We start from the raw sequence: 24,608 nt of genomic DNA, 5'->3' as shown, positions 1-24,608 counted from the left end.
CCTACTCCCTGTGTTTTTTTACCGGGCCTTAGGGCCCGGTTTTTTATCCAGAATTGAAGCGAGAATGATGATGAACGAAGTGCAAACAACCCTCCATTATGTCTATGACCCCCTCTGTGGCTGGTGCTATGGCGCCGCCCCGCTGCTGAAAGCCGCGGCCGATGTCGCCGGCTTGCAGATCGAACTGCATGCCGGCGGCCTCTGGCTGGGTGGCCGCCGCCAGGCCATGGGTCAGGCGCTGCGCGACTATGTGCGCCCCCATGACGAGCGGATCCAGGCGCTGACCGGCCAGCCTTTCGGCGAGCGCTATTTCAACGAGCTGCTGCTGCGCGATGGCCTGCTGCTGGATTCGGAGCAGCCGATCCGCGCCATCCTGGCGGTGGCATCCCTGGGGGGCAATGGGTTGGTGATGCTGCACCGCATCCAGCAATCCCACTATCGCGATGGCATCTGGATCGGTTCTCTCGAGCATCTGACCAGTCTGGCGGCGGAGCAGGGCATTGCGCAGGAGGCCTTTGTGCAGGCTTATCAGGCGGTTGAGCTGGCAAGCCATCTGGCGGACAGCCAGGTCTGGATGCGTCGTCTCGGTGGGCAGGGTTACCCGACTCTGGGGCTGGTGCAGGGGGACAAGGTAACACCCTTGTCAGCGTCCTCTTTCCTGGGCGAGCCGCAGGCATTTGCCCGCCATATCCAGCAGCTGATGGGGCGCTGAGGGGGAATTGGTCTCCTGCCGAAGATAGTCTTGTCTGGATGAGTCCTGATTGGATTTTCCTGCCTGGGCGACCCTCATCCTATCCCCGGGCTGAGCGATATCTTGAGCCGCGGATAGTATGAAAATCATCCGCTTGCAATCGTCGCGCTATGCTCAATGGGGATAGCCCGGACGTTCGATGTCAGGGGCTTGCGTCTAGCCGCCAAGGATACCAATCATGTTCAAAAATATGTCTATAGGTCAGAAGTTGAGCGCCGGTTTTGCGGTGTTGGCATTATTGGTGCTGGTCATCGCCGGATTTGGGATCTCCAGGCTCTCCTACCTGAATGCGAACACTCAGCTTATTGTCAATAACCTGGTGCCTTCCATTCGCTATGCCAGCCAAATGCACGTTGCGTTGCTGGATGCGCGTCGAGCCGAACTGGCCATGGTCATTGCGTTGACCAACAATGACCAGGCGGATATCGCCAAACGGAACGACAGTTTCTCGGATGCCAAGGCTCGCTTTCTAAAAGCGTTGTCGGATTATGGCCGTTTGGCTTTCAACGACGCAGAAGAAGAGCAGACCTATCGTGCCTTGCAACCAGCAGGAGAGGCCTACTTCAGCGCCCATGATCAGCTGTATCAAGCGGTCATGAACAACGAAGGCGCCAAGATTGGCGAGTATCGGGATGGCATTACCCGCACTACGTTGGACCAGACCACTCAGCTCACAATGACGTTGCGCGAGATTAACGACCGCATTGGTAGTGCCATGCATAGCAGCAGTGAGCAATCATATGAGTCGGCCAAACTGCTCAGCATAGCGATTGGACTCGTGACGCTGCTTTTCGTGGTGTTGGTGGCTTGGTATCTGACTCAACAGATCAAGCGCCCGGTCAACGCGTTGCTGGAGGTGGTTGGTAAGGTGTCGGGAGGTGACCTGGCGACCCATCTTGACACCAGCCAGTTCAACAATGACGAACTGGGGCAACTGGCCAAGGGCTTTGGCGAGATGCAGAAAAACTTGCGCAATCTGGTCAGTGAAGTCTCCGGATCCGTGGTGCAACTGAGCTCAGCAGCCGAAGAGATCAGTGCGGTTGCCCGTCAGTCCGCCAACAACATGAACAGTCAGCAGCACGAGCTGAACCAGCTGGCCACCGCCATGAACGAGATGCAGGCGACGGTGCAGGAGGTGTCCCGCAACACCAGCGATGCCGCCAGCGCCGCCAGCGCCGCCAGCAGCACCGCCGAGCTGGGGGCCCGCACCGTCAATGACTCCATCAAGCGCATTGAGCAGGTGGCCGGTGCCATCGAGAGCACTGCCGTGGTGATTCATCAGTTAGGGGATGACAGCCGCAACATCGGTATGGTGCTGGAGGTCATTCGCGGGATCGCCGAGCAGACCAACCTGCTGGCACTGAACGCCGCCATCGAGGCGGCCCGGGCCGGGGAACAGGGGCGCGGTTTTGCGGTGGTGGCCGATGAGGTGCGCACCCTGGCGAAACGGACCCAGGACTCCACCTCCCAGATCAACACCATCATTGCCGAGCTGCAGCAGCGGGCCGAACAGGCCGGCACCACCATGCAGCAAAGTCAGGACATGATGAACTCCACCGTCAGTACGGCGCGCGAGGCGGGGGCGTCCATCTCCGAGATCAGCGGCTCGGTGGAGAGCATCTCCCACATGAACATCCAGATTGCGACCGCCACCGAAGAGCAGGGGGCGGTGAGTGAAGAGCTCAACCGCAACGTGGTCAATATCAGCCATGCCTCGGAAGAGGTGGCGGCCGGGGCCACCCAGATGGCGCAGGCCTGCAACGACCTGAACCATCTGGCCACCCAGCTGCAGGAGCTGGTACGCCGCTTCCGGGTGTGATGAGGCAACGCTGACCCGACGGGCCCGGATCCAGGATCCGGGCCCGTTTTATTTATCCCCTGTGCATGGCCTGTCCAATCTCGCCATCCCTTGTCCCTCCCGCCGTTCTTGGGCATGCTAATGGCCCCATTGGTTGGCAGGATTCTGGATGTATGAACCTTCGCGATCTCGAGTATTTGGTGGCGCTGGAAGAGGAAAAGCACTTTCGCAAGGCGGCGGAGCGCTGTTTCGTCAGTCAGCCGACCCTGAGCGGCCAGCTGCGCAAGCTGGAGGATGAGCTGGGGGTGATCCTGATCGAGCGCACCTCCCGCAAGGTGCTGTTTACCCCGGCTGGCGATGCCATGGCCCAGCAGGCTCGCAAGGTGCTCAAAGAGGTGCGCGAGCTCAAGAGCATAGGCCAGCACTTTGCCGAACCCATGTCTGGCGAGATCCACATCGGCTTCATTCCCACCGTCGGCCCCTATCTGTTGCCCCACATCATCCAGGATCTGCGCGAACATTTTCCCAAGCTGGAGTTCTACCTCTATGAAGAGCAGACCCAGGTGCTGCTCAAACGGCTGGAAGAGGGGGAGCTGGACTGCCTGATCCTGGCCGAACTGGAGGGGATGGAAGGGTTTGGCTCCATCCCTCTCTATCAGGAGCCCATGTGGCTGGCGGTGCCCCAGCAGCATCCGGAGGCCAGGGCCAAGGCGGTGCCGCTCAGCAATCTCAAGGGCAAGAAGCTGCTGATGCTGGCCGATGGCCACTGTCTGCGGGATCAGGCGATGGGCTTCTGTTTTGCCGCAGGCATCGGCGAGGATCAGCGTTTCAAGGGCACCAGCCTGGAGACGCTGCGCAACATGGTGGCGGCCGGCAGCGGCATGACGCTGGTACCCAGGCTTGCGGTGCCAGCCAATACCGAGGAGGGCGGCGTCAGCTACCGGCCGGTGATAGACCCCGTGCCGGGGCGTACCATAGCGCTGCTCTACCGTCACTACTCGGTGCGCCGGCCCTGCTTCAACGAGCTGGCGGCCCGCATCTCGACCCTGATGAAAAGCCTGCTCGGCTGACGACAACGCATTCGTGCTCACCAAAAGAAAACCGGCGCCTGGGCGCCGGTTTTTGTCTTCTGCGGTTGCTTAGAAGATATCGTCGGTGGAGACAGGGCCGTCAGTGTCCGAGCCATCGCCGCCATAGACCTGATTGCCATCCGAGCTCTGGGTGGCGAAGCGGGTCGGTTCGGTGCCTTCTTTGAAGTATTCGTCCGTGCTGCTGCCATCGGTGCGGTTGGTCAGCAGGCCGGTTTCACGGTCGATGCGCACCGTGATGATCCCTTCCGGTACCGGCATCTTGCGCTCGGGGATCTGCTTGAGCGCCGTCTTCATGAAGTCGATCCAGATGGGCTGTGCGGCGCCGCCGCCAAACTCGGCCCGGCCCAGACCACGCTGGTGGTTGTCAAAACCGATCCAGGAGGTGGCGACCAGGTTCGGGGTATAGCCGGAGAACCAGGCATCGCGCGACTCGTTGGTGGTCCCGGTCTTGCCCGAAATATCGTGGCGCTTGAGATCGCGAGCTGCTCGCCAGCCGGTACCGCGCCAGCCATTGCCGCCCCAGATGGCGGTGGTCAGGGTGTCGGTGACCAGGAAGGCACTCTGGGCGCTGATGGTCTGCGGCGCCATGTTGTTGGGCACGACGGGATCGATGGGGCACTGGGCTTTCCAGTCGGGGGCCGTATTGGCATAGGCGTCGGCGCTGTCCAGGCCGGCGGCGGCCAGTACGCCGCAATCGCGGCAGGCGGCGGCCGGGTTGGCCTGATAGAGAGGCGCCCCGAAGCTGTCGGTCACCTCGGTAATGAAGTAGGGGGTGACCTGGAAGCCGCCGTTGGCCAACACCGAATAGCCACGCACCACTTCCAGCGGGGTGAACTCGGCCGCACCCAGCGCCAGCGATTCGTTGGGCGAGATGGTGTCGCGGGCAAAGCCGAAGCGGGTCAGGCCATCGATATAGGTATCCAGCCCGATGGCGCGCATCAGCCGTACCGACATCACGTTCTTCGACTTGGCAAGACCAAGGCGCAGCGGTGTGGGGCCGTCATAGATGGCCGGGGAGTTCTTGGGCTGCCACATGGGGCCCTTGGAGGGCTCCCACTGGTTGATCGGCGCATCGTTGATGAGTGAGGCCAGGGTATAGCCCTGCTCCAGTGCGGTGGCATAGAGGAAAGGCTTGATGTTGGAGCCTATCTGGCGGCGTGCCTGATCGACCCGGTTGAACTTGGACAGCTCGAAGCTGAAGCCGCCGACCAGCGCCTCGATGGCGCCATCCTGCGGATTCATGGCCACCAGGGCGGCGTTGACCTCGGGGATCTGGGAGAGCAGCAGCTCTTCCCCCTTCTCCCGTACCCAGATCTGGGCGCCGACCTTGAGTACGTCTCGTGCCGATTTCGGGGCAAAACTTTGGCGATCGTCGGTGATGAAAGAACGAGCCCACTTGATGCCGTTCCAGCCAAGCTCGGCCTGCTTGCCGTTTTTCAGCACCAGGGTCGCGCTCTTGTCACCCAGCTTGGTGACCACGGCGGCCATCAGCGGCTGATAGGTCGGCTGCTTGGCCAGATGGGCCATGATCTTGTCGTAATCCCAGTCGACCTCGCCGCTCTTCCACAGCTGGGCGGTCACCCCCTTGTAGCCATGGCGGGTATCATAGTCGAACACGCCGTCGAGCAGAGCCTGACGGGCTGCCCGCTGACGCTTGGCGGTGACCGTGGTGTAGACGTGCAGGCCCATGGTGTAGGCGTCTTCCCCAAACTGCTCCACCATCTTCTGGCGAACCATCTCGCCGAGATAGGGGGCGTTGAGGGTGGTTTCGGCACCGTGATAACGGGCCTTGATCGGCATCTTGGAGGCTTCGTCATACTGGGCCTGGGTGATCTTGCCTGTCTCCAGCATGCGACCCAGTACCACGTTGCGACGGGCAAAGGCCCGCTCGGGCGAACGGATCGGGTTCAGCATGGAGGGGGCCTTGGGCAGACCGGCAATGATGGCGATCTCGTCCAGGGTGAGCTCTTTCACCTCTTTGCCAAAGTAGACTTGGGCGGCGGCGCCGACCCCGAAGGCCCGATAGCCGAGCGGTATCTTGTTGAGGTAGAGCTGCAGTATCTCGTCCTTGGAGAGGTTCTGCTCGATGCGCCAGGCGAGGAAGACCTCCTTGATCTTGCGCACCAGGGTCTTCTCGTTGCTCAGGAAGAAGTTGCGGGCAACCTGTTGGGTGATGGTACTGGCGCCCTGGCGTGCCTGGCCGGAGACGGCCCAGACGGTGGCAGCCCGCAGAATGCCGATGGGGTCGATGCCGGGGTGCTCGTAGAAGCGGGCATCTTCGGTGGCGAGCACCGCATCGATCATGGACTGGGGAATTTCATCCAGATGCAGGGGGATGCGACGAATTTCGCCAAATTGGGAGATCAATTCCCCATCCCGGCTGTACACCTTCATCGGGGTGGCCAGCTTGACGTCGCGCAGTGCGGTCACATCCGGCAACTGGGGCTTGATGTAGAAGTAGATACCGATGAGGCTGGCAACACCCAGCACAGCACCCAGCATCATGACAATAAACAGGCGTACGAGCCATTTCAGCATGGAAGAACTACCAATCGTCTTAAAATTAGCCAACGGGCGCAGAGTATAGCCCTTTTGCCTTCGTGAATTCGAGGTTTTCCTGACGATGGTCCGGCTCCTCGAGAAGAGGCGGGAGGTTAGCACTCTGCGACTCAATAACCAAGGGGAGGAGGGCGCGGCTCGGAAAGCGAGTTGCATCACTTTTCGGCATAAACTTTATGACATTGATAGATAGAGCATTTAGGATGAGTTAAGCCATCATCTTCTGATTAGCTGTCCTACAATCAATCCTAAAACCCATATAACGCATGGATGTGTATATGTTTGGGCTATTCAACAAGGGTTCTCTGCTTCCACTGGCAGGCATTGATTTTGGAAGTCAGACCATCAAGGCCGTGACCATCACCGGCCGTCCCGGCAAGCTGCACCTCGAATCCGTGGCGGAGGTTGCCACTCCCAAAGGCACCCTGGTCGATTATCAGCTGCAGGATATCGAGCGGGTCGGCCAGTCTCTCAAGAGTCTCAAGCGCCTCATCTCGGGCAGCAGCCAGTATGTGGCTACTGCCGTCACCGGCTCCAACGTGATCACCAAGGTCATTCAGGTGGATGCCAGCCTGAGTGAAAGCGAGCTGGAAAATCAGGTCCAGCTTGAGGCCGAACAACTCATCCCTTTCCCCCTCGATGAAGTGAGCCTGGATTTCGAGATCCTGGGCAAGGTTGCCGACCAGGAGCGTCAGGAGGTGCTGTTGAGTGCGGCCCGCACCGAGAGCGTGAATGGTCGGGTCACCGCGCTGGCAGAAGCCGACATGACCACCAAGGTGGTGGATGTCGGCGCTCACGCCTTGGGGCGGGCGGTACTCGCCTGTCTGCCTGAGCTGCAAGAGTGGGACAAACCGGTCGGTGTCATCGACATCGGCGCCAGCGCCATGACATTTGCCGCGCTGGTGAAGGGGGAGGTGATCTACTCCCGCCTGCAAAATTTCGGCGGTGATCAATACAGCCAGGCGCTGGCCTCTTTCTACAGCCTCTCTCTGGATGATGCCGAGCAGGCCAAGCTGCAGGGCAAGTTGCCGCTCGATCACGAGCTGGATGTGTTGCTGCCCCACATGAATGCGTTGCTGCAGCAGGTGCGGCGCAACGTCCAGCTGTTTTGCAGCTCTTCCGGCCACCGGGAGCTCTCCAAGCTGGTGTTGAGCGGAGGGGGCAGTTTGCTGCCCGGACTGGCGGCTCAGATTGGCAACGAACTCAGCTGCGAGGTGTTGCATCCCGATCCCTTTACCCTGTTCGGCAAACCCAAGGGAGAGGTCGCGGCCCATGGTGCCAAGTACATGACGGCTCTGGGTCTGGCATTGAGGAGCTTCACGCCATGTCAAATATAAACCTCCTTCCCTGGCGTGAAGCCAGGGCGCTGCGCCAGAAGAAGCAGTTCGGCGTCATGCTCGGTATCTTCATGGCCATCACGGCGTCCCTCGGTTTTGCCGCCGATTGGCTGGTGGAACAGCAGATCGGCCATCAGCAGCAGCGCAACCAGCGCCTGCAGCAGGAGATGACCATACTCGATGCCCAGCTTGGCGAGATCCGTCTGCTCAAGGAGCGGCGCAAGGAGCTGATTGACCGCATGCAGCTGATCGAGCATCTGCAGATGCGTCGCAATCTGCCGGTTCGTCTGTTCAACCAGCTGCCTTCGTTGGTACCTAATGGGGTGTATCTCAATACATTGGCCCTGCAGGACAACCGGATCGACGTGAACGGCAAGACCGAAGCCTATGGCAGGGTGGCCAGCATGATGCGTCGCATCGATGGTTCCGGCTGGCTGGGGCAGTCGCAGATCAGCACCATCTTTGCGGCTGATGTGGCACCAGTTTCGCTCAGCCAGTTTTCCATGATGTTCAAGGTCGCCGTGGCGGCTGGAGCCAGCCTCGACATGGCTAAGGGGCAGAAATGAACCTGCAACAGCTCAACGAACTGGATTTCAACAATATCGCCAGCTGGCCCAAACTGGCCAAGGGGATCTTCATTCTGTTCTTCTGCGCCCTGCTAGGAGGCGCCATCTATTACTACGTGATTGCCAAGTCGCTGACTCTGTTGACCCAGGAAACCAACAAGGAGGCAGAGCTCAAATCCCAGTTTGAGAGCAAGGCGATGCTGGCCGCCAACCTCGGTGCCTACAAGGCGCAGATGGTGCAGCTTGAACAACTGGTCGATACCCAGCTCAAACAGCTGCCCAATACCCATGAGGTTGCCGGGCTGCTGGATGACATCAGCTTCATCGCCACCGACAACGGCCTCAAATTGAACCGTATCAACTGGGAGCCGGAGATCAAGCACGAGTTTTCCACCGAGCTGCCCATGCGAATAGAAGTGGTGGGCACCTATCATGAGATCGGCAAGTTCACGGCAGACATGGCGGCCTTGCCAAGGATCGTCATTCTGGAGTCGTTCACGCTGGGTCAGGGCAAGGAGCAGGATGACATGATCGCCATGTCGATGCTGGCCAAGACCTATAAATACAACGGCAAGACGGTGGAGCAGAAAAAATGAGGATACTCTGCGTTCTGTTGCCGGCATTGTTGCTGACGGCCTGCGGTGGTCAGGATGACATGGATAATTACGTGGCCGAGGTGAAGGCGAGAAAGCCGGTCCCCATTGAACCGCTTCCCGAAATAAAGCCCTTCTCTCCCATGGCTTATCATCTCAGTGATCAGCGCAGTCCCTTCATCGCTCCCCAGCCCGAGGCCAGCAGTGCCAAGACGGATGCCAAGGTGAAACCGGATTGCGCCCAGATTGTCGCCAACAGAGAGAAAGAGGTGCTGGAGAACTATTCACTGGCTAGCCTGAGCATGCAGGGTTCCCTTGGCAAGCAGGGGCAGTTGTGGGCCCTGATCCGAACGCCTGATGGTCAGTCCATCCAGGTGGGCCTCAACCAGCACATGGGGCTGGATCAGGGGCGGGTGATCAGGATCACTGACACTTATGTGGATTTGATTGAGACTATACCGGACGGCAAGGGATGCTGGGTGACTCGAGAAACCCAGCTGGGCATGGCCAATCTTGAAGCAAAACGATAATCAGGGATGAACTGCGATGAGAACAACAATAGGTAAGGCAACCAGAGTGGCCCTGCTGTTTTGCGTCGGTGCATGGGGCCAGGCCTGGGCGGTGGCCACCCTGCAGGAGGTCAAAGTCAATCCACTGATAGCCGATCAACTGCTACTGGAGCTGAGTTTCAGTGAACCGGTCAGCGGGTTTACCGATCGGCTCTCCTATGAACCCAACCAGTTGCTGCTGCATGTGCCGGGGGCGGTGGGGGCACTCAACGTGAATCCCCTGCCCATCAAGCAGCAGGGGGTGGACAACATCAAGGTAGAGGGCAAGGGGGCGGGTCTCGATATCAAGATTGCGCTCGATCAACTGACCCCCTATCAGGTGCACCAGCAGGGCAACAAGTTGTTGGTTGCATTGGGGGACAAGGCGGCCATGCCATTGCCAACCACGACCTCTTCCTCCGGACTGGTGGCTTCCCAGCCGACCTCGTCCGCCCTTATCAATACCCAGCCGGCAACCTCGTCGGCATTGATCAACAGCCAGCAGCTTGCTCGCCAGAGTGTTCCGGTGGCGGCGCCGGTTGCCAGCAAACCTGTGTTGCCAACCCCGCAAACTTCGGCCAGTGGCGCTTACTTCAACTCCGTCAAAGGCGTGGATTTTCGACGAGGCAAGGACGGACAGGGGGAATTTCTAGTGACGCTGGATAACAGCTCAGCCGCCGTGGACGTCAGCAGCCGCGGTCAGACTGTGCTGGCCAAGTTTCACGGCACCCGGGTTCCGGACGACCTGCTCAATCTGATCAATGTGCAGGATTTTGCCACCCCTGTTTCTCAGGTTGAGGTGTTTCGCCAGGGCAATGACACCCTGTTCGAGCTGTCGGTCAACGGCCAGTTTGATTATCGCTACGACCAGGCAGACAAGATGTTCATCGTTGAGGTGAAAAAGCGCACCGCAGCGAGTGCCGGCAAGCAGTATCAGGGCAAACCCATCTCCCTCAATTTCCAGGATATTCCGGTCAGAACCGTGTTGCAGCTCATCGCGGACTTCAACAATCTCAACCTGGTGACCACGGACTCGGTGTCGGGCAACATCACCCTGCGGCTGGATGGGGTGCCCTGGGAGCAGGCCCTCGACATCATTTTGAAGGTGCGTGGACTCGACAAGCGGCTGGACAACAACATTCTGCTGGTTGCACCGGCGGAAGAGATAGCCGCCCGCGAGAAACAGCAGCTGGAGAGTCGCAATCAGGTCGCCGATCTGGCTCCGCTCTACACCGAATATCTGCAGATCAACTATGCCAAGGCATCCGAGGTGGCGGCGCTGCTCTCGTCTGAAAGCACCAAGCTGCTCTCTGCCAAGGGTGCGGTGAGCGTGGATGAGCGGACCAACGTGCTGGTAGTCAAGGACACCGCCGACGTCATCAGCAACATCAAGCGCATGCTGGATATTCTGGATATCCCGGTCAAGCAGGTGGTGATCGAAGCGCGCATGGTGACCATAGACGACGGTTTTGACGAGGCACTCGGGGTGCGCTGGGGGGTGACCAAGAACGACGGTCACGGCAACAGTACCTCGGGCTCCATCGAGGGCAATGATGGTTCCGGCAACAACAACGGTGGCTCGACCATTACCCGCCCCGGGGTGGACGATCGGTTGAATGTCAACCTGCCGGTGACCAACGCCGCCGGTACCCTGGCCTTCCAAGTGGCGCGGCTGGCGAACGGCACCTTGCTGGATCTCGAGTTGTCGGCACTGGAGAAGGAGAGCAAGGCCGAGATCATTGCCAGTCCACGAGTGACCACGGCCAACCAGAAGCCGGCGCTGATCGAACAGGGGACCGAGATACCCTATGTGGAATCCTCCTCCAGCGGGGCGACCTCGGTCACCTTCAAGAAGGCAGTGCTGAGTCTCAAAGTGACACCGCAGATCACCCCCGACAACAGGGTGATCCTGGATCTGACTGTGACCCAGGACACCAAGGGTGAAACCGTACCTACCGGTACCGGCGATGCTGTCTCCATCAACGCCCAGTCGATCACCACACAGGTGCTGGTCAACAATGGTGAGACGCTGGTGCTGGGCGGTATCTATCAGCAGACCATTACCAACGATGTGACCAAGGTCCCCCTGCTGGGTGATATCCCGGGTCTGGGGGTGCTGTTTCGCAAGACGACCAGCGCGAACAAAAAGCGGGAGCTGCTGATTTTCGTGACACCGAAGATAGTCACCGAGACTTTCTGAAGACTTTACATGTGAAGGTAAAACACATATAACCTTACGCCCCAATGAGGCTGGGGCGTAAGGGCTGCGGTTGCCAGTCCTGATTTCTATTGAGATAATCCCCCTCCTGATCCATCGCAAGATAAGGTTCATAGGTACCCCGATCGAGAGTTTGTCGGGGTCGTACAGTTTGTAATTACTAACGAAAAGACATGGCTGAGAAACGCAATATTTTCCTGATAGGTCCCATGGGTGCGGGCAAGAGCACCATAGGTAGACATCTGGCAGAACAACTGCATATGGAGTTTTTCGACTCAGATCATGAGATTGAGCGCCGCAGTGGTGCCGATATCGGCTGGGTGTTCGATGTTGAAGGCGAAGAGGGTTTCCGGATCCGCGAAGAGAAGGTCATTGGTGACCTTTCCGAACAGCAGGGTATCGTGCTGGCAACGGGTGGCGGTGCCATCAAGAGCCGTGAAACACGCAACAAGCTCTCTGCTCGCGGCATCGTGGTGTACCTCGAGACCACCATTGAGAAGCAGCTGGCCCGGACGCAACGTGACAAACGTCGCCCGCTGCTGCAAACCGAAGAGCCGCCGCGCGAAGTACTCGAGCGTCTGGCGCAAGAGCGCAACGCCCTGTACGAAGAAGTGGCTGACTTTGTCATCCAGACTGATGACCAGAGCGCAAAAGTTGTTGCCAATCAAATCGTCAAGTTGATCGGCATGTAATCAAGAGGACGTCCATGGAAAGGTTGAAGGTCGAACTGGGTGAACGCAGCTATCCCATCGAGATAGCGGCAGGTCTGTTGCAGCATGCAGAGGTGCTGACGCAAACCATCAAGGGCAAGCGGGTCATGATAGTGACCAACACAGTTGTCGCCCCCTTGTATCTTGAGCGCATTACCCAGCTGCTGTCCGGTTATCAGGTTGAACACCTGATCCTGCCGGATGGCGAGGCCTACAAGAACCTAGCAACCTTCGAGCGGATCATGTCCGCTCTGCTGGAAACCAACCATGGCCGTGATACCACTCTGATCGCCCTGGGGGGCGGTGTGATAGGTGACGTGGTCGGCTTTGCTGCGGCAAGCTACCAGCGTGGCATTCCTTTCATTCAAGTGCCTACCACACTGCTCTCCCAGGTTGACTCCTCCGTCGGCGGCAAGACCGCCGTCAACCATCCTCTCGGCAAGAACATGATCGGGGCCTTCTATCAGCCCAGACACGTGGTCATCGACACCGAGTGCCTCCAGACCCTGCCTGCCCGTGAATTCGCCGCCGGCATGGCCGAGGTGATCAAGTACGGCATCATCTGGGATGTCGAATTCTTCTGCTGGCTCGAAGCCAACATGTCCCGTCTGCAGGCGCAGGAGCCGGCCGCGCTGGCCTATGCCATCCGCCGCTGCTGCGAAATCAAGGCCGATGTGGTCGGTCAGGACGAGACCGAGCATGGCGTGCGTGCCCTGCTCAACCTGGGCCATACCTTCGGCCATGCCATCGAAGCAGAAAAGGGCTACGGCAACTGGCTGCACGGCGAAGCCGTCGCGGCGGGCACCATGCTGGCTGCCTGGACCGCACAGGCCCGTGGCGATGTGACCGAGCAGGACGTAGCCCGCATCAGGGCGCTGCTGCTGGCGGCCAATCTGCCGGTACAGGCACCGCCCGAGATGGATTTTGCCGCCTTCATTCGCCACATGCGTCGCGACAAGAAGGTGCTGGAAGGCAAACTGCGTCTGGTGCTGCCGGTTGGCATCGGTCATGCCCAGGTGGTGGCCGATGTCTCCGATGCTGAACTGCTGGCGGTGATCGAGTCTGGTCGTGACAAATAAACTGCTGAAGCTTCCTTCCCAGCGGCAGCTGGTTGACCGGCTGCTGCATCTGATTGAATTCAATCATCCTTTCATTTTTCTTTCCGGCAAACCCGGCAGCGGTCGCGGCACCTTGTGTCAGGCCATGCTCGATAGCCTGCCTGAAAAAGTCCGCGTCGCAAGCCTGATCGGCAGTCCGGCCATGAAGATGGTGGACGTGCGCCAGCTGCTGCTGCCCCAGGTGGTGGCCCGCCCGCTCTTCAATCCACAGGATGCGCTGGCAGACAGCTTCTTTCGCATGCTGGAGGGCAAACCGGCCACATTGCTGCTGCTGATCGAACGGGCAGACGAGCTGCCTGCCGAACTGGTTGGCGAGCTGTGGAGCCTGTGCCGCCACAACGACACCCTGGCCGTGCCCCATCAGCTGGCGATCATGGTGTCCGGCAGTGACGGCTGGTGTCGCACCCAGAAGGCGTTGCTCAAAGGACGTGCCATGCCGGCACTGGAGCTGGAAGTCGCGCCGCTGAGCGCCCCCGAACAACGTATCTTCTTGTATGAGAAGGCCAAAGAGCTCAAGCTCCCGACAGCCCTCTTGCCCAAGCCGAAAGTGGAAGAGATCCTGAAAGTGGCGAATGGACATCCGTCCACCATCATGCAGTTACTGGAGGATATCATGACCGACAGAAGGCCCAAGAAACGTCAGGCCGAGTTGCCCGTCAAGAAGATTGCGACCCTGCTGGCACTGGTTGCCGGCGGTCTGCTGGCCCTGAGTTACCTGCTGCCGGCAATGTTCAGCAGTGGCGACAAAGGGGCCGTGCCTGAGCCCACCCAGAGCACGGCGTTGCCGATCCCCGTGTCGGGTGGCGACCCGCTCACCGTCGGCGGCAACAACAGCAGCCAGAACGGCAATCAGAGTGTGAGCAATGATGGTGCCGCCCCCAATCAGGGTGGTGTGGTACGCGACTGGCAGCCCGATGCCAAGGCCTTGCCCAAGGCGGTAGAGAGCGACACGGTTACTACCGAATCGACCAACTACGAGGGGCGTCGGGTGGTGATCTCCGACGAGGTGGTCGAGAAGCTGATGAAGCAGCCCAACGTCAGCGGGGCCTTGCCCACGGCGGTGGTGGATGAGCTGACCGGTGCCGATTCCCGAGCGGCAGCCACCCAGAATGAGCCTGCCAAGCAGGCGGCCACACCCAATGCAACCGCCCAGCCAGCGCAGGTTACCAGCAAGCCGGTGGCCAAACCGGCTGCCGCCGAGCTGGTGGCGACTCCTGCACCCAAGGTGGCGCTGACCCCTGCCGCCACCCTGAACAAGAAGCCGCGCAGCCACTACAGCATCCAGCTGATGGGGGCGAGCAACACCAAGGCAGTCGACAAGTTCGTGGCCGAAAATGGCCTTGCCGGCAAGATCTGGGTCTATCAGACCCAGTTCCGCGGCAGCCCTTGGTATGTGGTGCTGCAGGGGGACTACGCCAGCAGCAACCAGGCCAAGGCCGCCATTCGCAAGCTGTCGCCCGCCTTGCTGAAGGGTCAACCCTGGCCCAAGTCGTTTGCGCAGGTACAAAAAGAGTTGAAGCAATAGCCATTTTGGCCGGGAAGGGGGTAGAATCGTCCCCCTTTTTTGGTCGATGCCTTCTTAACACCGGATTTCCATGAAAAAAACACGCGCTTTTTTAAAATGGGCCGGGGGAAAATACTCCCTGGTTGAAGAGATTGCCGAGCGTTTGCCGGCCGGGCGTGTGTTGCTGGAGCCCTTCGTCGGGGCTGGGTCCGTGTTTCTCAACACCGACTACGACGCCTATGTGCTCAACGACATCAATCCGGATCTGATCGGACTTTACAACCATCTCAAGCGAACGCCGGACAGCTTCATCGCCGAGGCGCGCAAGCTGTTCGTGGCCGAGCACAACCACAAGGCCGCCTACTACCGGCTACGTACCCAGTTCAATCAGGCCGATACCAGTTTCGAGCGTGCCCTGTTGTTCCTGTTTCTGAACCGGCACGGTTTCAACGGCCTGTGCCGTTACAACAAGAAAGGGGGCTTCAACGTCCCGTTCGGTTCCTACAAGAAACCCTATTTCCCGGAAAAAGAGCTGTGGGCCTTCGCCGAGAAGGCGCAGAAGGCGACCTTCATCTGTGAAAGTTATGCCGACGCCATTCAGCGCGCCGAAGAGGATTGGGTCATCTATTGCGATCCGCCCTATGCGCCGCTCTCCACCACCGCAAGCTTCACCACCTATTCGGCCGGCGGCTTTACCCTGGACGATCAGGCCGTGCTGGCCAGGCTGGCCCGTCACACCGCGGCCCGCAAAGGGGTGCCCGTGCTCATCAGCAACCACGACATCGAGCTGACCCGCGAACTCTATCGCGGTGCCCGCCTCGACGAGATCCTGGTCAAGCGCACCATCAGCCGCAACGGTGGCGCCCGCAACAAGGTAGCCGAGTTGCTGGCTCTCTATCCGCCCGGCATCGAGCCGGAGCAGGGCTACTACCCGAGCGACGCCGAACTGGCGCCACTCGGCTGAGACAGACGGCACCTTGGGTGCCGTTTTTTATGTCTGTCGCAGTCGATGAGGAAGATAGGCAGATCCTGCGGGATATGTTTTGGGCCTGTATTGTGTGCAGATGTACGGTCATGATGGAGCCTGCGTATTCCATACCGTGTGCGGGTCGTTTTCGGCGCCTGTTTGCGGTGATGATGGCGTTCGCTTTTTCCGTACCCTGTGCGGGTTGTTTTCAGCGTCCGCTTGCAGTGATGATGACGTTCGCTTTTTCCATACCCTGTGCGGGTTGTTTTCAGCGTCCGCTTGCAGTGATGATGACGTTCGCTTTTTCCATACCCTGTGCGGGTCGTTTTCAGCGTCCGCTTGCAGTGATGATGACGTTCGCTTTTTCCATACCCTGTGCGGGTCGTTTTCGGCGCTCGTTTGCGGTAAAATTGCGCCGCTTTTTCTGCCACGCTGCCAATGGATGACGCTGATGAAAGACTTTCTGATTGCCCCCTCGATCCTCTCCGCCGACTTTGCCCGTCTGGGGGACGATGTCGCCAAGGTGCTGGCCGCCGGTGCCGACGTGGTCCATTTCGACGTGATGGACAACCATTATGTGCCCAACCTGACCATAGGCCCCATGGTCTGTCAGGCCCTGCGTGACTACGGTATCGAAGCCCCCATCGACGTGCACCTGATGGTCAAGCCGGTGGATCGCATCATTCCCGACTTTGCCAAGGCCGGTGCTTCCCTCATCACCTTCCACCCGGAAGCGTCCGACCACGTTGACCGCTCCCTGGGTCTCATCAAGGAGCAGGGCTGCCAGGCCGGTCTGGTGCTGAACCCGGCCACCCCGCTCACCTGCCTGGAATACGTGATGGACAAGCTGGACGTGATCCTGCTGATGTCGGTCAACCCGGGCTTCGGCGGCCAGAGCTTCATCCCCGGCACCCTCGACAAGCTGCGCCAGGTGCGCCGCCTGATCGACGAGAGCGGCCGCGACATCCGTCTCGAGATCGACGGTGGGGTCAAGGTGGAGAACATCCGTGAAATTGCCCAGGCGGGTGCCGACATGTTCGTGGCCGGATCTGCGATCTTCAGCCGCCCGGACTACAAGGCGGTGATCGACGAGATGCGGGCGGAGCTCTCTCATGTCAAACGCTGAACGTGATTTTGACCTGGTGCTGTTCGATCTGGACGGCACTCTGATCGACAGCGCCCCGCAACTGGCGCTGGCGGTCAACCGTACGCTGACCGAACTCGGGCTGGCCGAGGCCGACGAGGCCGTGGTGCGGACCTGGGTCGGCAACGGTGCCGACAAACTGATCCAGCGGGCGCTGGACTATCGCGCGGCGCCTGAGCTGTTTGCCAGCGCCCGTCCGCTGTTTGACCGTCACTATCAGGCCTGCCTGCTGGAAGGGCTGGCAATGTATGACGGGGTTGAGCAGAGCCTGCGCCGCCTGCAGGCGCTGGGCTACCGGCAGGGGATCGTGACCAACAAGCCGAGCCACTTCGTGCAGCCGATCCTCGATGCCCTCGGCATCGCCGATTGCTTCGCGCTCTGGCTGGGGGGCAACTGCGTGCCCGTCAAGAAACCGAGCCCGGAACCGCTGCTGCTGGCCTGCCACGAGCTGGGCGTCAGCCCGTCGCGCACCCTGATGGTGGGCGACTCCGAAAATGACGTGCTGGCCGCCCAGGCTGCCGGCATGAAGGTGGTGGGACTGACCTACGGCTACAACTACGGCCGTCCCATCGCAGATTCCCGCCCGGACTGGGTATGCGAACAGTTCGCCCAGCTCGACGCGCTGCTGGCCGAATAAGCTGGCCAGGCAGGCCGAATAACAAGGATCAACACTCTGATGACTAAACCTATCGTATTGAGCGGGGCCCAACCGTCGGGCCAGCTGACCATCGGCAACTACATGGGGGCCCTGCGTCAGTGGGTCAACATGCAGGATGACTTCGACTGCCTCTACTGCATCGTCGACTTGCACGCCATCACCACCCGCCAGGATCCGGCCGCCCTGCGCAAGGCCTGCCTGGACGCCGCCGCCCTCTATCTGGCGGTGGGGATCGATCCGGCCAAGAGCACCGTCTTCATCCAGTCCCATGTGCCGCAGCACGCGGAGCTCGGCTGGATCCTGAACTGCTACACCCAGATGGGCGAGCTGTCGCGCATGACCCAGTTCAAGGACAAGTCCGCCCGTTTCGAGAACAACGTCAACGTCGGCCTGTTCGGCTATCCGGTACTGATGGCGGCCGACATCCTGCTCTATCAGGCTAATCAGGTGCCGGTGGGCAACGACCAGAAGCAGCACCTGGAGCTGACCCGCGACATCTGCACCCGCTTCAACAACCTCTACGGCGAGGTGTTCACCCTGCCTGAACCCTTCATTCCGACCGAAGGCGCCCGGGTGATGAGCCTGCAGGATCCGACCAAGAAGATGTCCAAGTCGGATGACAACGAGGCCAACTTCATCGGCCTGCTGGAAGATCCCAAGCAGATCGTCAAGAAGATCAAGCGCGCGGTGACCGACTCCGACGAGCCTGCGGTGGTGCGTTTCGATCCGGAGAACAAGCCGGGGGTTTCCAACCTGTTGACCCTGATGTCCGGGGTGACCGGTCGCTCCATCCCCGAGCTGGAGCAGCATTTCGAAGGCAAGATGTACGGTCACCTCAAGACCGAAACCGCCGAGGCCGTGGTTGCCTTGCTGGAGCCGATCCAGGCGCGCTTCCACGAGCTGCGTCAGGATGAGGCTCATCTGCAGGCCATTTTGGCGGCAGGTGCACAAAAGGCGCGGGAAAGGGCTGAAAAAACCCTGGCCAGCGTATATGATGTAGTCGGCTTCGTTCCTCGAGCCTGACATACTGGGAAGGTGTAGTAGAAGAGAGCTGGGTATTTGCCTGGCTTTCTTTGTTTTACCCGACCTGCTATTCGTTGTTTTCATCTTCCAATTTCAAACGCGGGCGTCTGCCCCAAGAGTTAGCATGTCTGTCGAATCAAATACCACGATTGAAGAGTTGGGTGACAAGGGTCACTGGCTGCGCAAGTTTCGCAAGGCCAAAAACCTCAATACCCTGCAACTGATGGTCTCCAACGCCATCGACAAGTACCACAAAACCCCTGCCATCGCCGCCGCCATCTACCTGGCCGAGTGCCAGCGCGAGCGCGAAATGGAGCAGGGTCGCTATCTGGATCGTTAATTCTCTGCCCTGGTTGACCCATGCTGTTGTTGATCGATAACTACGACTCCTTTACCTGGAATCTGGTGCAATATTTTGGCGCCCTGGGACAGGAGGTGGTGGTGAAGCGCAATGACGAGCTGACGCTGGATGCTATCGCCCGGCTCTCTCCCCGCTATCTGGTGATCTCTCCCGGCCCCTGCACGCCAAACGAGGCGGGCATCTCTCTGGCGGCCATCTCCCGTTTTGCCGGCCAGCTTCCCATTCTCGGCGTCTGTCTCGGCCACCAGTCGCTGGCGCAAGCCTTTGGCGCCCGGGTGGTGCGTGCCCGTCAGGTGATGCACGGCAAGACCTCGCTCATCCGCCATCGGGGGGAGGGCGTCTTCAAGGGGCTCAACGACCCGTTGCGGGTCACTCGTTACCATTCGCTCATCGTGGAGCGCGACACCCTGCCCGATTGTCTCGAGATCACCGCCTGGAGCGAACATGCCGACGGCAGCCCGGACGAGATCATGGGCTTGCGCCATAAGCAGTTGAATATAGAGGGGGTTCAGTTCCATCCGGAGAGCATTTTGAGCGAACAGGGCCATCAATTGCTGGCCAATTTTCTGGCAAATTCCTGACAAGTCGTGATCGGCCTCTCAAAATCGTGATGAGGCCAAAAATATTTTCCCTGACACTTTATTCACCTGCCTCCCTGTCCAAATTATCTCTTGCCAACACCCCCGGAGCCGTTATGCAATGCGGTTGCCTAAAATCTCACGGGCAATCGAACATTGTTCCCTGTAACGCGCTTTGTTGCAGACTTTTAGCTTTTTTTCTGTGACAATGCCGATGTGTTTACATGGATTTAACTTTTGGGCGGTGGATTATTCTGTCGCCAGATCGAAGGAGAGCAATATGTCAGAGTTGTTGGCAGTGACACGTGAAGTGTTTGATGAAGTGATGGTTCCCAACTATGCGCCCGCCAAGATCATCCCGGTGCGTGGTGAAGGGTCACGTGTCTGGGATCAGGAAGGCCGTGAGTATGTGGACTTCGCCGGCGGGATCGCCGTCAATGGCCTGGGCCATTGCCATCCCAAGCTGGTAGAGGCCCTGAAAACCCAGGGCGAGAAGCTATGGCACCTCTCCAACGTGATGACCAACGAGCCGGCTCTGCGCCTGGCCAAGAAGCTGGTCGCCGCTACCTTCGCCGACAAGGTCTATTTCTGCAACTCCGGTGCCGAAGCCAACGAAGCCGCCCTCAAGCTGGCCCGTCGCTACGCCATCGAGAAGTTTGGCGCCCACAAGACCCAGATCATCGCCTTCCATCAGGGTTTCCACGGTCGTACCTTCTTTACCGTCAGCGTCGGTGGCCAGGCTGCCTACTCCGATGGCTTCGGTCCCAAGCCCGCTGACATCACCCACGTGGCTTACAACGATCTGGCCGCACTGGCCGAGGTCATCTCCGACAATACCTGCGCCGTGGTGATGGAGCCGCTGCAGGGCGAGGGCGGCATCATTCGTCCCACCGACGAGTTTGCCAAAGGGGTGCGCGAGCTGTGCAACCAGCACAATGCCCTGCTGATCTATGACGAAGTGCAATCCGGCGTCGGCCGTACCGGCGATCTGTTTGCCTACATGGGTCTGGGTGTCACGCCGGACATCCTCACCAGCGCCAAGGCGCTGGGCGGCGGCTTCCCCATCGGCGCCATGCTGACCACCACCGAGATCGCCTCCCACCTGAAAGTGGGCACTCACGGCTCTACCTACGGCGGCAACCCGCTGGCCTGTGCGGTGGCCGAGGCGGTGATCGACGTGATCAACACCCCGGAAGTGCTGAGCGGCATCAAGCAGCGCGAGCAGCTGTTCCGCGAAGGGCTGGAAGCCATCAACGCCAAGTACCACTGCTTCAGCGAAGTGCGTGGCAAGGGGCTGCTGCTGGGCGCCGTGCTGAACGATGACTACAAGGGGCGCTCGCGCGACTTCCTGCTGGCCTCCATCGATCAGGGCCTGATGGCGCTGGTTGCCGGCACCAACGTGGTGCGCTTCGCGCCGTCCCTGGTGATTCCGGAAGCGGACATCAAGGAAGGGCTGGCCCGGTTCGAGAAAGCGGTTGCCCAGGTGGTTAACGCCTGATCCAAATTGAGGTGGGGAACCCGCCCGGCAGGAGCCGGGCCCCCACCTGTCGTCAATGAAAGGGAGTTGTCATTTATGTTGGTTATCCGTCCCATCGAGCAAAAAGATTTTGCCGGTCTCAAGACCTGTGCCATCGAATCCGGCACCGGCATGACCTCGTTGCCCGTCAACGATGAACTGCTGCAGCGCAAGATAGACGCCTCCACCCAGACCTTCTCGGACAAGCCTGCGGGCAAGGGTGACTGCCTCTATTTCTTCGTCGCCGAGGATCTGGAGACCGGCGAAATGGTCGGTACCTGCGCCATCGATGCGGCCGTGGGCCTGTCCCAGCCGTTCTACAACTATCACATCGGCAAGGTGGTGCACTCTTCCCCCAAGCTCGGCATCTACAACGTGGTGGAGACGCTCACCCTCTCCAACGACTACACCGGCAATTCCGAGCTCTGCACCCTGTTTCTGCGCGAATGCGCCCGCGAGGGGCTCAACGGCCGTCTGCTCTCCAAGCACCGCTTTCTGTTCATGGCCGAGCACCCCGAGCTGTTTGACGAAACCGTCTTCGCCGAGATGCGCGGCGTCTCCGATGGCGATGGTCACAGCCCCTTCTACGAGTGGCTGCAAAAGCATTTCTTCTCGATGGATTTTCCCACCGTCGACTATCTTACCGGCATCGGCAAGAAGCGCTTCATCGCCGAGCTGATGCCCAAGTACCCCATCTACGTCAATCTGCTGAGCAACGAGGCGCGCGCCGTCATCGGTCAGACCCACGAGAAGACCCGCCCGGCCATCAAGATGCTGCAGGACGAAGGGTTCGTGAATCGCGGCTATGTCGACATCTTCGATGCCGGCCCCACTGTCGAGTGCGACGTGAAGAACATTCGCAGCGTGCGCCGCAGCCAGAAGCTGCGGGTACTGGTGGGCGAGCCCATCGGCGGCAAGACCCACCTGATCTGCAACACCCGCTACGAGCACTACCGCGCCTGCTACGGCAACATCCGGGTCGATCTCGACAAGCACGAGGCCATCATCCCGCCCAAGATGGCGGCGGCGCTCAAGGTGCAGGATGGCGACATGGTGCGTGCCGTCGATCTCGACTGATCCGGCTGACGACGAAACCGAATATGAAACAGGCAGCCTCGGCTGCCTGCATACCACAGGGAGTGATTGGATGACTCATTTAGTGCAGTTTATCGACGGTCAGTGGCTGGCCGGTGAAGGCAAGCCGTTCGAATCAAAGGATCCGGCCAAGAATCAGGTGATCTGGCAAGGGGAGGCCGCCAGCGCCGCCCAGGTGGATGCCGCCGTCAAGGCCGCCCGCCAAGCCTTCTATCATTGGTCCGATCTGGCACTCGAGGAGCGTCTGGCCATCGTGCGCCGCTACGCCGACCTGCTTGGCGAGCACAAGGAGGCGCTGGCCCTGACCATCGCCCGCGAGACCGGCAAGCCGCTGTGGGAGACCCGTACCGAGGTCGCCGCCATGCAGGGCAAGATCGCCATATCCATCCGCGCCCATGACGAGCGCACCGGCACCGTGGAGAACCCCATGCCGGGCGCCAAGGCATTCGTGCGCCACAAGCCCCACGGCGTGGTGGCGGTGTTCGGCCCCTACAACTTCCCGGGCCACCTGCCCAACGGCCATATCGTGCCGGCGCTGATCGCCGGCAATACCGTGGTGTTCAAGCCGTCCGAGCTGACCCCCATGGTGGCCGAGGCCATGCTGAAGGTGTGGCAGGAGGCGGGGCTGCCCAAGGGCGTGCTCAACCTGGTGCAGGGCGAGGTGGATACCGGCAAGGCGCTGGCCGGCAACCCGGACATCGACGGCCTCTTCTTCACCGGTTCGTCCCGTACCGGCCACTTCCTGCACCAGCAGTTTGCCGGCCAGCCGGGCAAGATCCTGGCCCTCGAGATGGGTGGCAACAACCCGCTGATCGTGAAAGACGTGAGCAACATCGACGGCGCCGTCCATGCCATCGTGCAGTCCGCCTTCATCACCTCAGGCCAGCGCTGCACCTGCTCGCGCCGCCTGTTTGTCGAGCGCGGCGGGCGGGGCGATGCTCTGGTCAAGCGCCTGGTGGTGGTGGTCGGCCAGATCAAGGTCGGTCTCTATGACGCCGCCGAGCAGCCGTTCATGGGCGCCATGATCAGCGAGAAGGCAGCGCTCGGCATGGTCGAGGCGCAAGCCAACCTGCAGCGCCTCGGTGGCGAGAGCCTGCTCACCCTCAAGCACCTGGAAGCCGGCACCGGCTTCGTCTCCCCAGGCATCATAGACGTGACGGCAGTCAAGGCGCTGCCGGATGAAGAGTACTTCGGCCCGCTGCTGCAGCTCATTCGCTACGACGACTTCGATGCCGCCATCGACCAGGGCAACGCCACCAGCTTCGGCCTCTCGGCCGGCCTGCTCGGCGACAGCGAGGCGGACTGGAACCACTTCTTCAAACGCATTCGCGCCGGCATCGTCAACTGGAACAAGCCCATCACCGGCGCCTCCAGTGCCGCGCCGTTCGGCGGCATCGGCGCCTCCGGCAACCACAGAGCGAGCGCCTACTACGCTGCCGACTACTGTGCGTATCCGGTCGCTTCCGTCGAAGACAGCAAGGCTGCCATGCCGGATCAGCTGTCTCCCGGCCTGAGCTTCTGACAACAACGAAAAGGGGGCACCTCAGGGTGCCCCTGTCTGTACCCGCAATCAAAGGAAAGAGAGATGCAAAAGGATATCGACACCCTGTTCAGTCATCTGTGGGACAACTACATCAAGGTGACCCCGAGTGCCCACAAGGTGCACACCCTGCTGGGGGGCGGTGAACCCATCGTCAACGATCACGTGGCGTTTCGCACCTACAACCTGCCCAAGCTGGGGCTGGAGAAGTTGGCGACCCACTTCCTGGCGCTCGGCTACGAGCAGAAGGGCGAGTACGTGTTCAAGGCCAAGAAGCTCTACGCCAAGCACTTCGAGCACAAGGATCCGGATGCTCCCAAGGTGTTCATCAGCGAGCTGAAGGTAGAAGAGCTCTCCGAAGGCGCTCAGGCCATCATCCACAAGCTGGTGGATCAGGTGCCCGATCATCTGACCGATACCGCCGCCTTCCTCTATGCCGGTGCCCCCTGGCAGGTCTCCTATGCCGACTACCAGACCCTGCTGGCGGAGAGCGAGTATGCAGCCTGGATGGCTGCTTGGGGTTATCGCGCCAACCACTTCACCGTCAACATCAACCGCCTGCGGGATTTCGACACCATAGAGCAGGTGAACGCTGCTCTGAAAGCAGCCGGCTTCGTGCTCAACAGCGTGGGTGGCGAGGTGAAAGGGGACCCGCAGGTGATGCTGGAGCAATCCTCCACCATGGCCGACAAGGCGGACGTGGCCTTCAGCGACGGTGTGCGCACCATCCCGAGCTGCTTCTACGAATTCGCCCTGCGCTACCCGCAGGCCGACGGCGTGCTCTACCCGGGCTTCGTCGAGGCGTCAGCCGACAAGATCTTCGAATCCACCAACGCCATGTAAGGCGGGGCCGGGTCATCCCGGCTCTGCTGCATGCAAAACGCCCCGTTGAGGGGCGTTTTATTTTTTTGCCTATTTTATGGTGTGTATGGA

General features: G+C 60.2%; 22 protein-coding genes. 21 read left to right on the top strand and 1 reads right to left on the bottom strand.

The features are described 5' to 3' along the window. Positions 1 to 64 precede the first annotated feature (64 nt). From CAK78_RS13135 to oxyR, 3 genes are all read left to right on the top strand, one after another. Positions 65 to 712: a DsbA family protein gene (locus CAK78_RS13135; RefSeq protein WP_176452785.1), complete on the top strand. Its 648-nt coding sequence runs from the start codon at positions 65 to 67 to the stop codon at positions 710 to 712. A 217-nt stretch (positions 713 to 929) separates the two neighbouring features. Further along, positions 930 to 2,570: a methyl-accepting chemotaxis protein gene (locus CAK78_RS13130; protein ID WP_017785073.1), complete on the top strand. Its 1,641-nt coding sequence runs from the start codon at positions 930 to 932 to the stop codon at positions 2,568 to 2,570. A 152-nt stretch (positions 2,571 to 2,722) separates the two neighbouring features. After that, on the top strand, positions 2,723 to 3,619 hold the full coding sequence (gene oxyR / locus CAK78_RS13125; RefSeq protein ID WP_176452784.1) for a DNA-binding transcriptional regulator OxyR: 897 nt from the start codon (positions 2,723 to 2,725) through the stop codon (positions 3,617 to 3,619). Positions 3,620 to 3,688: 69 nt separating this feature from the next. Here the strand turns inward: oxyR and CAK78_RS13120 are convergent, their stop codons facing one another. Continuing rightward, complete coding sequence (locus CAK78_RS13120) at positions 3,689 to 6,178, bottom strand: penicillin-binding protein 1A (protein WP_094697557.1); 2,490 nt, start codon at positions 6,176 to 6,178, stop codon at positions 3,689 to 3,691. A gap of 287 nt (positions 6,179 to 6,465) precedes the next feature. On the opposite strand from CAK78_RS13120, the gene tapM reads away from it, so the two are divergent. The 18 genes from tapM (at position 6,466) to CAK78_RS13030 (ending at position 24,518) form a co-directional block, all read left to right on the top strand. Next, on the top strand, positions 6,466 to 7,536 hold the full coding sequence (gene tapM / locus CAK78_RS13115; RefSeq protein ID WP_094697556.1) for a PilM family type IVa pilus assembly protein TapM: 1,071 nt from the start codon (positions 6,466 to 6,468) through the stop codon (positions 7,534 to 7,536). Next, positions 7,524 to 8,102, top strand: a complete 579-nt coding sequence (tapN, locus tag CAK78_RS13110) for a PilN family type IV pilus biogenesis protein TapN (RefSeq protein WP_017787952.1) — start codon at positions 7,524 to 7,526, stop codon at positions 8,100 to 8,102. The genes tapM and tapN overlap by 13 nt, the downstream gene beginning before the upstream one ends. Then, a complete protein-coding gene (gene tapO, locus CAK78_RS13105; RefSeq protein WP_017787951.1) occupies positions 8,099 to 8,698 on the top strand; it encodes a PilO family type IV pilus biogenesis protein TapO in 600 nt (199 codons plus the stop codon). The genes tapN and tapO overlap by 4 nt, the downstream gene beginning before the upstream one ends. Further along, the gene (locus CAK78_RS13100) at positions 8,695 to 9,225 is read left to right on the top strand and encodes a pilus assembly protein PilP (protein ID WP_094697555.1); all 531 of its coding nucleotides are present in this window, start codon (positions 8,695 to 8,697) and stop codon (positions 9,223 to 9,225) included. The genes tapO and CAK78_RS13100 overlap by 4 nt, the downstream gene beginning before the upstream one ends. 16 nt (positions 9,226 to 9,241) lie before the next feature. Further along, positions 9,242 to 11,443: a type IV pilus secretin PilQ gene (locus CAK78_RS13095; RefSeq protein ID WP_094697554.1), complete on the top strand. Its 2,202-nt coding sequence runs from the start codon at positions 9,242 to 9,244 to the stop codon at positions 11,441 to 11,443. A gap of 191 nt (positions 11,444 to 11,634) precedes the next feature. Beyond that, a complete protein-coding gene (gene aroK, locus CAK78_RS13090) occupies positions 11,635 to 12,153 on the top strand; it encodes a shikimate kinase AroK (protein ID WP_005298388.1) in 519 nt (172 codons plus the stop codon). 14 nt (positions 12,154 to 12,167) lie between these two features. Beyond that, entirely contained in the window at positions 12,168 to 13,250 is a 1,083-nt protein-coding gene (aroB, locus tag CAK78_RS13085; protein WP_017778955.1) for a 3-dehydroquinate synthase, read from the top strand. Next, entirely contained in the window at positions 13,240 to 14,814 is a 1,575-nt protein-coding gene (locus CAK78_RS13080) for an SPOR domain-containing protein (protein WP_094697553.1), read from the top strand. The genes aroB and CAK78_RS13080 overlap by 11 nt, the downstream gene beginning before the upstream one ends. 70 nt (positions 14,815 to 14,884) lie before the next feature. After that, complete coding sequence (locus CAK78_RS13075; protein ID WP_094697552.1) at positions 14,885 to 15,757, top strand: Dam family site-specific DNA-(adenine-N6)-methyltransferase; 873 nt, start codon at positions 14,885 to 14,887, stop codon at positions 15,755 to 15,757. A 454-nt stretch (positions 15,758 to 16,211) separates the two neighbouring features. Next, positions 16,212 to 16,886 (top strand): ribulose-phosphate 3-epimerase, encoded by a 675-nt coding sequence (gene rpe, locus CAK78_RS13070; RefSeq protein WP_010633199.1) that lies wholly within the window; start codon positions 16,212 to 16,214, stop codon positions 16,884 to 16,886. Next, positions 16,873 to 17,541 carry a phosphoglycolate phosphatase gene (locus CAK78_RS13065; protein WP_005298398.1) on the top strand — a complete coding sequence of 223 codons (669 nt, stop codon included), beginning with the start codon at positions 16,873 to 16,875 and terminating at the stop codon, positions 17,539 to 17,541. Before rpe ends, CAK78_RS13065 begins: the two co-directional genes overlap by 14 nt. Positions 17,542 to 17,580: 39 nt before the next feature. Beyond that, positions 17,581 to 18,585, top strand: coding sequence for a tryptophan--tRNA ligase (trpS, locus tag CAK78_RS13060; protein WP_005298400.1), 1,005 nt, complete (start codon positions 17,581 to 17,583; stop codon positions 18,583 to 18,585). 124 nt (positions 18,586 to 18,709) lie between these two features. Continuing rightward, the gene (locus CAK78_RS13055; RefSeq protein WP_094697551.1) at positions 18,710 to 18,925 is read left to right on the top strand and encodes a hypothetical protein; all 216 of its coding nucleotides are present in this window, start codon (positions 18,710 to 18,712) and stop codon (positions 18,923 to 18,925) included. Between the two features lie 20 nt (positions 18,926 to 18,945). Then, positions 18,946 to 19,527, top strand: coding sequence for an aminodeoxychorismate synthase component II (locus CAK78_RS13050; RefSeq protein WP_017765005.1), 582 nt, complete (start codon positions 18,946 to 18,948; stop codon positions 19,525 to 19,527). 277 nt (positions 19,528 to 19,804) lie between these two features. Continuing rightward, positions 19,805 to 21,022: an aspartate aminotransferase family protein gene (locus CAK78_RS13045; protein ID WP_094697550.1), complete on the top strand. Its 1,218-nt coding sequence runs from the start codon at positions 19,805 to 19,807 to the stop codon at positions 21,020 to 21,022. A gap of 75 nt (positions 21,023 to 21,097) precedes the next feature. Then, entirely contained in the window at positions 21,098 to 22,117 is a 1,020-nt protein-coding gene (gene astA / locus CAK78_RS13040; protein WP_005298408.1) for an arginine N-succinyltransferase, read from the top strand. Between the two features lie 70 nt (positions 22,118 to 22,187). After that, entirely contained in the window at positions 22,188 to 23,657 is a 1,470-nt protein-coding gene (astD, locus tag CAK78_RS13035) for a succinylglutamate-semialdehyde dehydrogenase (protein WP_094697549.1), read from the top strand. Positions 23,658 to 23,720: 63 nt separating this feature from the next. Further along, positions 23,721 to 24,518, top strand: a complete 798-nt coding sequence (locus tag CAK78_RS13030) for a DUF1338 domain-containing protein (RefSeq protein WP_094697548.1) — start codon at positions 23,721 to 23,723, stop codon at positions 24,516 to 24,518. Positions 24,519 to 24,608 lie beyond the last annotated feature (90 nt).

Origin of the sequence: Aeromonas sp. A35_P, from assembly GCF_002259925.1 — a bacterium.
GTDB classification, from domain to species: domain Bacteria; phylum Pseudomonadota; class Gammaproteobacteria; order Enterobacterales; family Aeromonadaceae; genus Aeromonas; species Aeromonas dhakensis.
This window is presented reverse-complemented; position numbering and strand designations above follow the sequence as displayed.

Bases quoted from the DNA above. Each gene is read 5' to 3' on its own strand.
- CAK78_RS13135 (WP_176452785.1), top strand. From the start codon at position 65: ATGATGATGAACGAAGTGCAAACAACCCTCCATTATGTCTATGACCCC.
- CAK78_RS13130 (WP_017785073.1), top strand. From the start codon at position 930: ATGTTCAAAAATATGTCTATAGGTCAGAAGTTGAGCGCCGGTTTTGCG.
- oxyR (WP_176452784.1), top strand. From the start codon at position 2,723: ATGAACCTTCGCGATCTCGAGTATTTGGTGGCGCTGGAAGAGGAAAAG.
- CAK78_RS13120 (WP_094697557.1), bottom strand. From the start codon at position 6,178: ATGCTGAAATGGCTCGTACGCCTGTTTATTGTCATGATGCTGGGTGCT.
- tapM (WP_094697556.1), top strand. From the start codon at position 6,466: ATGGATGTGTATATGTTTGGGCTATTCAACAAGGGTTCTCTGCTTCCA.
- tapN (WP_017787952.1), top strand. From the start codon at position 7,524: ATGTCAAATATAAACCTCCTTCCCTGGCGTGAAGCCAGGGCGCTGCGC.
- tapO (WP_017787951.1), top strand. From the start codon at position 8,099: ATGAACCTGCAACAGCTCAACGAACTGGATTTCAACAATATCGCCAGC.
- CAK78_RS13100 (WP_094697555.1), top strand. From the start codon at position 8,695: ATGAGGATACTCTGCGTTCTGTTGCCGGCATTGTTGCTGACGGCCTGC.
- CAK78_RS13095 (WP_094697554.1), top strand. From the start codon at position 9,242: ATGAGAACAACAATAGGTAAGGCAACCAGAGTGGCCCTGCTGTTTTGC.
- aroK (WP_005298388.1), top strand. From the start codon at position 11,635: ATGGCTGAGAAACGCAATATTTTCCTGATAGGTCCCATGGGTGCGGGC.
- aroB (WP_017778955.1), top strand. From the start codon at position 12,168: ATGGAAAGGTTGAAGGTCGAACTGGGTGAACGCAGCTATCCCATCGAG.
- CAK78_RS13075 (WP_094697552.1), top strand. From the start codon at position 14,885: ATGAAAAAAACACGCGCTTTTTTAAAATGGGCCGGGGGAAAATACTCC.
- rpe (WP_010633199.1), top strand. From the start codon at position 16,212: ATGAAAGACTTTCTGATTGCCCCCTCGATCCTCTCCGCCGACTTTGCC.
- CAK78_RS13065 (WP_005298398.1), top strand. From the start codon at position 16,873: ATGTCAAACGCTGAACGTGATTTTGACCTGGTGCTGTTCGATCTGGAC.
- trpS (WP_005298400.1), top strand. From the start codon at position 17,581: ATGACTAAACCTATCGTATTGAGCGGGGCCCAACCGTCGGGCCAGCTG.
- CAK78_RS13055 (WP_094697551.1), top strand. From the start codon at position 18,710: ATGTCTGTCGAATCAAATACCACGATTGAAGAGTTGGGTGACAAGGGT.
- CAK78_RS13050 (WP_017765005.1), top strand. From the start codon at position 18,946: ATGCTGTTGTTGATCGATAACTACGACTCCTTTACCTGGAATCTGGTG.
- CAK78_RS13045 (WP_094697550.1), top strand. From the start codon at position 19,805: ATGTCAGAGTTGTTGGCAGTGACACGTGAAGTGTTTGATGAAGTGATG.
- astA (WP_005298408.1), top strand. From the start codon at position 21,098: ATGTTGGTTATCCGTCCCATCGAGCAAAAAGATTTTGCCGGTCTCAAG.
- astD (WP_094697549.1), top strand. From the start codon at position 22,188: ATGACTCATTTAGTGCAGTTTATCGACGGTCAGTGGCTGGCCGGTGAA.
- CAK78_RS13030 (WP_094697548.1), top strand. From the start codon at position 23,721: ATGCAAAAGGATATCGACACCCTGTTCAGTCATCTGTGGGACAACTAC.